Origin of the sequence: Sphingobium sp. Ant17 (assembly GCF_000588875.1) — a bacterium.
In the GTDB taxonomy this organism is placed as follows: Bacteria; Pseudomonadota; Alphaproteobacteria; order Sphingomonadales; family Sphingomonadaceae; genus Sphingobium.
The window spans coordinates 72,690-79,723 of sequence record NZ_JEMV01000019.1; the positions used below are offsets into that span (position 1 = coordinate 72,690).

Annotated in this window: 7 protein-coding genes and 1 pseudogene; 4 read left to right on the forward strand and 4 right to left on the reverse strand. The window is 61.2% G+C overall.

The window, feature by feature from the left end; all coding sequences use genetic code 11:
• The first annotated feature begins 141 nt into the window (after positions 1–141).
• The 3 genes and pseudogenes from BF95_RS10660 to BF95_RS29040 all read left to right on the forward strand — a co-directional run.
• Positions 142–1,116, forward strand: a complete 975-nt coding sequence (locus tag BF95_RS10660; RefSeq protein ID WP_200866937.1) for an ISAs1 family transposase — start codon at positions 142–144, stop codon at positions 1,114–1,116.
• A 26-nt stretch (positions 1,117–1,142) separates the two neighbouring features.
• On the forward strand, positions 1,143–2,498 hold the full coding sequence (tnpC, locus tag BF95_RS10665) for an IS66 family transposase (RefSeq protein WP_043151357.1): 1,356 nt from the start codon (positions 1,143–1,145) through the stop codon (positions 2,496–2,498).
• A gap of 34 nt (positions 2,499–2,532) precedes the next feature.
• Positions 2,533–2,742, forward strand: a pseudogene (locus BF95_RS29040) (transposase); the annotation flags it as partial.
• A gap of 34 nt (positions 2,743–2,776) precedes the next feature.
• Here BF95_RS29040 and BF95_RS10675 read toward each other — a convergent pair.
• The 4 genes from BF95_RS10675 to BF95_RS10690 all read right to left on the reverse strand — a co-directional run bounded on the left by BF95_RS10675 (position 2,777) and on the right by BF95_RS10690 (position 6,448).
• Positions 2,777–3,739, reverse strand: a complete 963-nt coding sequence (locus BF95_RS10675; protein ID WP_033964357.1) for an alpha/beta fold hydrolase — start codon at positions 3,737–3,739, stop codon at positions 2,777–2,779.
• 99 nt (positions 3,740–3,838) lie between these two features.
• On the reverse strand, positions 3,839–4,339 hold the full coding sequence (locus BF95_RS10680) for an MlaD family protein (RefSeq protein WP_033964358.1): 501 nt from the start codon (positions 4,337–4,339) through the stop codon (positions 3,839–3,841).
• Between the two features lie 71 nt (positions 4,340–4,410).
• Entirely contained in the window at positions 4,411–6,024 is a 1,614-nt protein-coding gene (locus tag BF95_RS10685; protein WP_043151360.1) for an ABC1 kinase family protein, read from the reverse strand.
• Positions 6,017–6,448, reverse strand: coding sequence for a MarR family winged helix-turn-helix transcriptional regulator (locus tag BF95_RS10690; protein WP_051519962.1), 432 nt, complete (start codon positions 6,446–6,448; stop codon positions 6,017–6,019). The genes BF95_RS10685 and BF95_RS10690 overlap by 8 nt, the downstream gene beginning before the upstream one ends.
• 140 nt (positions 6,449–6,588) lie before the next feature.
• Here BF95_RS10690 and BF95_RS10695 point away from each other — a divergent pair.
• On the forward strand, positions 6,589–7,034 hold a 446-nt coding region (locus BF95_RS10695; protein WP_043151362.1), incomplete at its 3' end, for a biotin/lipoyl-binding protein.

The following is a 7,034-nucleotide window of genomic DNA, read 5'->3' on the forward strand; positions in this document are numbered from 1 at the left end:
GCAAATACCATAGCAAAGATTATCTTAAGTGAACAGTATTGACCCTAACCGGACCAGGGCAATCGGGTGAAGAAGTTCGTGACAAAGCGCTGATGTGCTGAATCAGTGGGGCTCCTTTCTACAGGAGGAGCGGCAGGGAGGATGGCGAGCGGACGGGTGGATGAAGGGGCTTTCGCGGAAGCGGGTCTATTTCTGGGGTATTTTGAGGATCTTCCCGACGCGCGACAGCCGGGCAAAGTGCGTTATCCGCTAACCGAGGTTCTTCTGCTGTGCCTGCTGGCGGTGTTGTCGGGGGCGGAGACGATCACGGACATCGCCAATTTTGGAGCTCGCAAGCTGGCGTTCCTACGCCGGTTTCGGTCGTTTGCGGGTGGCACGCCGTCCCATGATCATCTCGGCGACATACTGGCGACCCTCGATGCCGATGCGTTTCAGCACTGTTTTGTCGCCTGGGTATCGTCACTGACCGGCATGGCATCAGAGGTGATTGCCATCGACGGCAAGACGGTGCGGCGATCCAAGGGTGCGAAGGCAGCGATCCACATGGTATCGGCCTTTGCCGCGCGCCAACGATTGGTGCTGGGTCAGGTCAAGGTCGCCGACAAGGCTAACGAGATTGTCGCCATCCCCCGGCTTTTGGAGATGCTGGAGATCGAGGGTGCGATCATCACCATTGATGCGATGGGCTGCCAGCGCGCCATCACGCGGCAGATCATCGATCAGAAGGCCGACTATGTCCTCGCGCTCAAAGGCAATCAAAGCGCGCTTCACGACGACGTCAGGCTGTTCGCCGCCGAGCAGAAAACCAGGAATTTTGCCGACACCAAAATAAGCCGCCATGAGACGGTCGATGGCGATCACGGCCGGATCGAGACCCGGGTCGCCACGGTCATCCACGACATCATCTGGCTACAAGAGCGCCACAAATGGCCCGGATTGAAGACCATCGTCATTATCGAAAGCATCCGTGAAACCGGCAGCAAGATAGAGCGCGAAACCCGCTTCTATATCAGTTCCCTGAACCTGCCGGCCGACAAACTCGGGCCGATCGTCCGCAGCCATTGGGCCGTCGAAAACGTAACTGCTCACGAGGGTGGCAAAAAAGGCTTGCGCTGAGCGGATTGGACTGATTCACCCTGCGGATGGCGCCACCCCCGCTTCATGTCCTGAGTGACGCAGAGAAGAACGAACTGCTGCTTGCGCAGCACGAGATGATTGAGCGGATGGCGGCGCGGATTTCCGAGCTTGAGGCGTTGGTGGGCAAGCCGCGCAAGACGTCATCCAATTCGCATATTCCGCCCTCGAAGGACGATTTTGGCAAGGGCGGCGGCAAGCGGGGCAAGGCCAGGGCCGGCAAGCGGCCTTCGCGCGCTGGCAAGCATCGCCCACTGGCGGAAGCGCCGGACAAGACCGAGCGGGTGATGGCGGCAACGTGTTGCCATTGCGGGACTGACATCGCGGGCCAGACCCAGCGATGCCGCCATCGCTATGATCATATCGACCTACCGCCGATCCGGCCGATTGTGACACGCATCGAGTTGTTTGGCGGCCGCTGCCGGGGATGTGGGTTGCGCTATCGTGCCCCGGCGCCAGCGGGCATGGAGCCGGGTACGCCGTTCGGCCCCGGTATCCGCTCGCTGCTGGCCTATTTGCATCACAGCCATCATGTCGGCTTCGAGCGCCTTGCCCGGATCGCCCGCGAGTTGTTCGGTCTGGTCATATCCGAAGGTGCGATCGCCAACATCTTCCGGCGCATGGAGGCCGGTATGTCGGCGGCAACCAGGGCGATCCGCGACAAGCTGCTGACGGCGCGGATCATCGCCTCGGACGAGACGACCACGCGCACCAACGGCGTCATCCATTGGCAATGGGTGTTCCTCTCGAAGGACGCGGTCCTGCACAGGATCGCCCCGCGCCGGGCGCGCAGCGTCGCCGAAGAGGTGCTGGGCGGTCACCAGCCTGATGTCTGGATCTCCGACCGTTACGCTGGCCAGCAGGAGCTGGGCCGCGAACACCAGGTCTGCCTCGCTCATGTGCTGCGCGACGTTCAATACGCCATCGACTGTGGCGACACGATCTTCGCTCCGAAAATCCGCGATCACCTCAGATGGGCGATCCGGGTCGGCAAGCGACGAAGCAGCCTCAAGGACACGACGCTGGCCGCCTATGCCGCCAAGGCCGACGACCAGTTGACCCGGTTGATGCGCGCACCCGTCGCGCATCCCGCCGGCCAGCTCCTGCTCCGACAGATCAAGGCCTGGCGCGCCAAGTTCTTCGTCTTCCTCACCAACCGCGACGTGCCCGCGACCAACAATATCTCCGAACGCGAGATCCGCCCATCGGTCGTGTTCCGCAAGGTCACCAACGGCTTCCGATCGGACTGGGGAGCACAGGTCCATGCCGGATATCGCTCCGTCACCGGCACCGCGCGCCTCTCTGGGCAATCCGCACTCGCCGCCATCCGTGACCTCGTCGATGGAAACTTCGCTGTCGCCTGATCACCCTGCCGCAGGACAACCCCGTGAGCAGTTACTCGAAAACAGCCTGCACTGGGTTTTGGATATGGTGTTCCGTGATGACGAATGCCGCGTCAGAACCGACAACGCTCCCGCCAATTTCACCACCATCAAGCACATCGCGACCAATCTCCTGCGACTGCCCAACACCAGCGATTCGCTTCGATCGCGACGCAAAATCGTCGCATGGGACGATGACTTCCTCGCAGGTCTCATCGCCGCTTGATGCCTTCACCCGATTCCCCTGCTAACCGGACTAACTAATCTTGCTCGATGCTCCAACCGGCAAGCAGCGCGCGCAAGGCGGCGACGAACGCCAGCGGCTGATCGAGCATCAGATGATGCCGTGCTTCGGGTACAGCGATAATCGGAATGTTGATGCCGCCGAGTTCGCGGACGTAATCACTGGAATCACTAGTAAAAAGCAGGCTTTGCTCGCCGTGTACTATTGCCTTGCGGCCTGGCGCCTCGACCAGCGTTTGGCCCATTTCAAGCCATTCGCTCGGCACATTATCTCGCTTGAACACCGACGGCGAAAACTTCCAGGTCCACGCTTCGCCTTCGCGTCGAAGTGAGTGGTAGGCCATGTAATCCATCAGGAACGCCTGACCAACGGGCTGTGGCGGAGATAGAACATACCGCTCGCGGGCACTTGCGTAATCGGGGTAACGCTTATGCGGGCGATCGGGGTCGCCCGATCCCGGGCCGGTGCGGCCGCCCCCCCAAACGGCGTCAAAGCTGGACGGACGCAGCACCATCAGATCGCAGATCACCGTGCCGGCAAAGGCATCCGGCGCCAGGGTGATCGCCTTGAGCGCGACTGCCGCGCCAAAGCTGTGTGCGACGATGATCGGCTTGTGCTCATGGCGAAAAAGTCCAAGGGCCTCCGCGACCCCGATCATCTCCCGTCCTCGCGCGACCATGTCACAATTCTCGCGAACGTCGCTGTCCCCCATTCCTGAATGGTCGTAGGCGATCACATGGTAATTTTCAGCGAGGTAAGGCGCGACGAACGCCAGGCACCGTGCATGAGAGAGAAAGCCATGGGTCATCAATAAAGGAGGCGCGGAACGATCTCCCCAGCGGAAGTAATGCATTCTCACACCAGAAACCTCGACGAAGCCCTCCTCCCGCGGCACGGATAGCGCGCCGACAAACCAATCGGGCAGGCATGCAGGATCTGGCGCCCACGTCTGTACGATATCGGACGGGATTTCACGCATGGTGCTCGGTGCCCTTCTCAGACTGGATCAATTATGTGGCCTTGGTCCGGCGTGACGCGATTGGGACCGAAGTGTCCAGGCTGCGACGTATTCATCCGATTATTCTCGAACCAGATCTTTTCCAGTTTCGGTATACGTTCGCATCGCTTGTTTCAGAAGCTTCGCCCGCGGGCGCGGGGAGAGTCCGCCGCCTTTTGCCGGTACGATCGGGAACGGCTGCCCCTCTCGCGCCGCGAGCACTGGGTCGCGATTGTTGTCGCCGCTCAGGCTCAGTTTTGCCGATCCATCAAATAACGATCGTTCGATCGACGCTGTCACACCGCGATGAAGAATCGTGTCACTGGTCAGCGCGAACCGGACGGTGATGAAATCTTGATTCCTGGGCTGAACCTGGATCTCAGTTACGCGGCCGATGGAAACACCGAGAAGGTTCACGGCTGACCCTGGTTGCAGGCCATCGACAGATTGTTCAAATCGAATCTCGTACGTCGGCCCCTTGGCATCGCTCTCCTGGAGAAGCCATAAAGCGAATCCGATCGCAGTGATCATGAGCATGCCCACGATCAGGCTTACCTTCAACCAGTTTGAATGCGTTTCCATCGGGAGCTAGGAATCCCGAGGCCCGTCGCGCCAGGAGCGATGCTTCGCGGTCGGCTCTGCGTGCGCCGCGCTCATCGCCGCCTCACACCTTCTAAAACGGCCAGTGCAACAGCGCCGAGAGCCAACAGTCCCGCCAGGAGAGGCTGCGAGGAAAACACTATCGCCGCGCAGATCGCGAGGGTGGCAGGATAGAGCTGCGGAGTAACCCTGCCGGCACGCTCTCTTCCGCGTAAACGCTCAAGGTCCTTGGGCGCGATACTGACGGTGATCGAGCCGGTTCGCGCAATCTTCTCGATCTGTCCGACGAGGTTCGGCGTTGACAGAACCACTCGTCCGAGCGCTGCGAGCAGCTTGCCTGCCTCGCCGCGCAGCCGGGCAGGGCTAGCCCGCTCCCGCATCATTTCCTTTGCTATCGGAGCAAGCTCTCGAGCAATGTCGAATGCCGGATCGATGCGCCGGACGAACCCCTCGGCGGTCAGCAAGGTCCGGAGCACCAGGGCAAGGTCCGGTGGAAGCGCGAGATGAAAGTCGCGCAGAATCGCGAATACCATCTGAAAAATGTCGGCGAGGTCAATCTGATCGAGCAGGACGTTGCTGAAGCGGTCGATCAGTTCGGCCATTGCCTCTTCGAGCCGGACCCGGTCCACGTCCGGATCACCGGCCCAGAGCATGAGAATATCGACGATACCGCCGGTGTCCTCCGAAGCGATCGCGAGGCCAAGCCGAACGAGTTCCTCCCGGCGTCTCGGCAGGAGGGTGCCCACAGCGCCGAAATCGATCAGGCCAAGCGTCCCGTCTTCAAGGAAGAAGACGTTGCCGGGATGCGGATCGGCGTGGAAGTGACCGTTTATGATGATCATGCGCAGGATCGCCTGCGCATAGGTGCGGGCAAGCGCAGCCAGATCGAGATCGCTTCGGCGTGCCGCGTCCAGATCGCTTGCGGGAAATCCGCGGAGCCGCTCCTGGATGTTCACTCGCCTACCCGAAAGCTCCCAATCGAAGCGCGCGGTTCGAACCCCGTAGTCCTTGAGATAGTCACCGATTGCGTCGCTGGCGCGCGCTTCTGCGCTGAGGTCCATTTCCCGGTCGAGGCTCTCGGCGAAGTGACGCAGTAGCTCGTCCGGCTTCAGTCTCGCAATCTCGGGGATGCGGCGCTCCGCGACCCGGGCCAGTCGTCGCAAGAGCCGAAGATCGGCATCGACGATCCGCTCGATGCCTGGGCGGCGAATCTTGACGATAACGTCTCGCCCGTCGAGCAGCGTCGCCGCATGGGCCTGAGCGATCGAGCCCGCCGCGATCGCTTCGGTGTCGAAGTGGCTGAAACTCGTTTCGATCGGCCCGCCGATCGCCTCCTCGATCAGCGGCTGCACGGCCGCAAATGGAAGCGGAGGAACGCGGTCCTGCAGTTTTGAAAGGGCATCGACCCATGCCGGCTCCAGAAGGTCGCTCCGCATCGCGAGGATCTGTCCGAATTTGACCGCGACAGGACCGATATCCCGCAAAAGCGCGACAATCGCTTCCGGCCGGGTATCTTCAAGCGGCTCGTCCCCCCCCACCCCCAGACCCAGCCGAGCGGCCAGCCCCTTGAGACCGTGCCGCCCGAACAGGACGAGAATCTGTGCGAACCGCTCCCTTTCTTTTAGAGCAGTCGTATCGGCTTCATCGGTAGGAGCTCGATCAATCATGCGCCCGGCTTTTCGGGGCGGGAACTTGGGTCTCGGGAACGCTGGCCTTCGTCTCCAGATGGTCGACGAGCCGGTTCAAATGCTTGATCGCCGCGTCGAGGCCCTCGAGTTCATCCGCTGTCAGGCTTCCGAAGGTCTGCCCCACGATGTCGTCGTAGAGCGGCATGGCCAGTCCCAACGTGGCCCGGCCGGCGTCTGTGATCTGCACCAGTTTGGACCGGCGATCGTCCGGAGCAGGCGATCGTGACACGAGACCATTTTGTTCGAGCGCGTCGATCGCCTGGGTGACAGTGCGGGGCGCCTGATCGAAAAAGCTCGCAATGTCGGTGGAGCGGCGCGGTTGTTCCGCGAGATACGCGAGCAGTTTTAGTTGGGCCATCGATGCACCCTGACAGGCAAGATAGGCGTCGATCAGCCGCCGCATCCTGTACCAGGTCCAGCCGAAGGTGGTTGCGATCCCACGTATACCCGATTGGTGAGGTTCCATATAATGTGGTATTGCCGAAGTCTGGCCGCCGTGGCAAGGCCCCCGGCTCTTTGAATCGATAGTTGATCGGGAATAGAATGGTGGAAGATCCCACAATCGGTTCAGGCGACCATGACGATGTCGGCGAGCGGCCCGCCGGCCCGCTCAAGTCGGTACGGGTTCGGCTGGCGCTGTTGGTTGTCGCGATCGCGATCGTGGGAGCAGGGTTGGTATGGTATTTTGACCATCAGAACCGCGGCAAGTTCATGCAGAAAACCGACAACGCTTATGTGGCGGCGGACTCTGTCGTGGTGGCCCCGAAAGTTGCCGGATATGTCGAGCGCGTGTTTGTCAGCGCGAACCAAGCGGTCCGCAAAGGGCAGCAGTTGGCAGAACTGGACCCTCGCGAATATCTAGCCCAAAGCGAGCAGATCACCAGCCAGATCGACACAGCGAAAGCTGCGGTCGAGACGAGCCGTTCGCAGATCGCTGAACAGCAGGCGACAATCGTCCAGGCGCGTGCTCAGGCGGCCTCGGCGCGCGC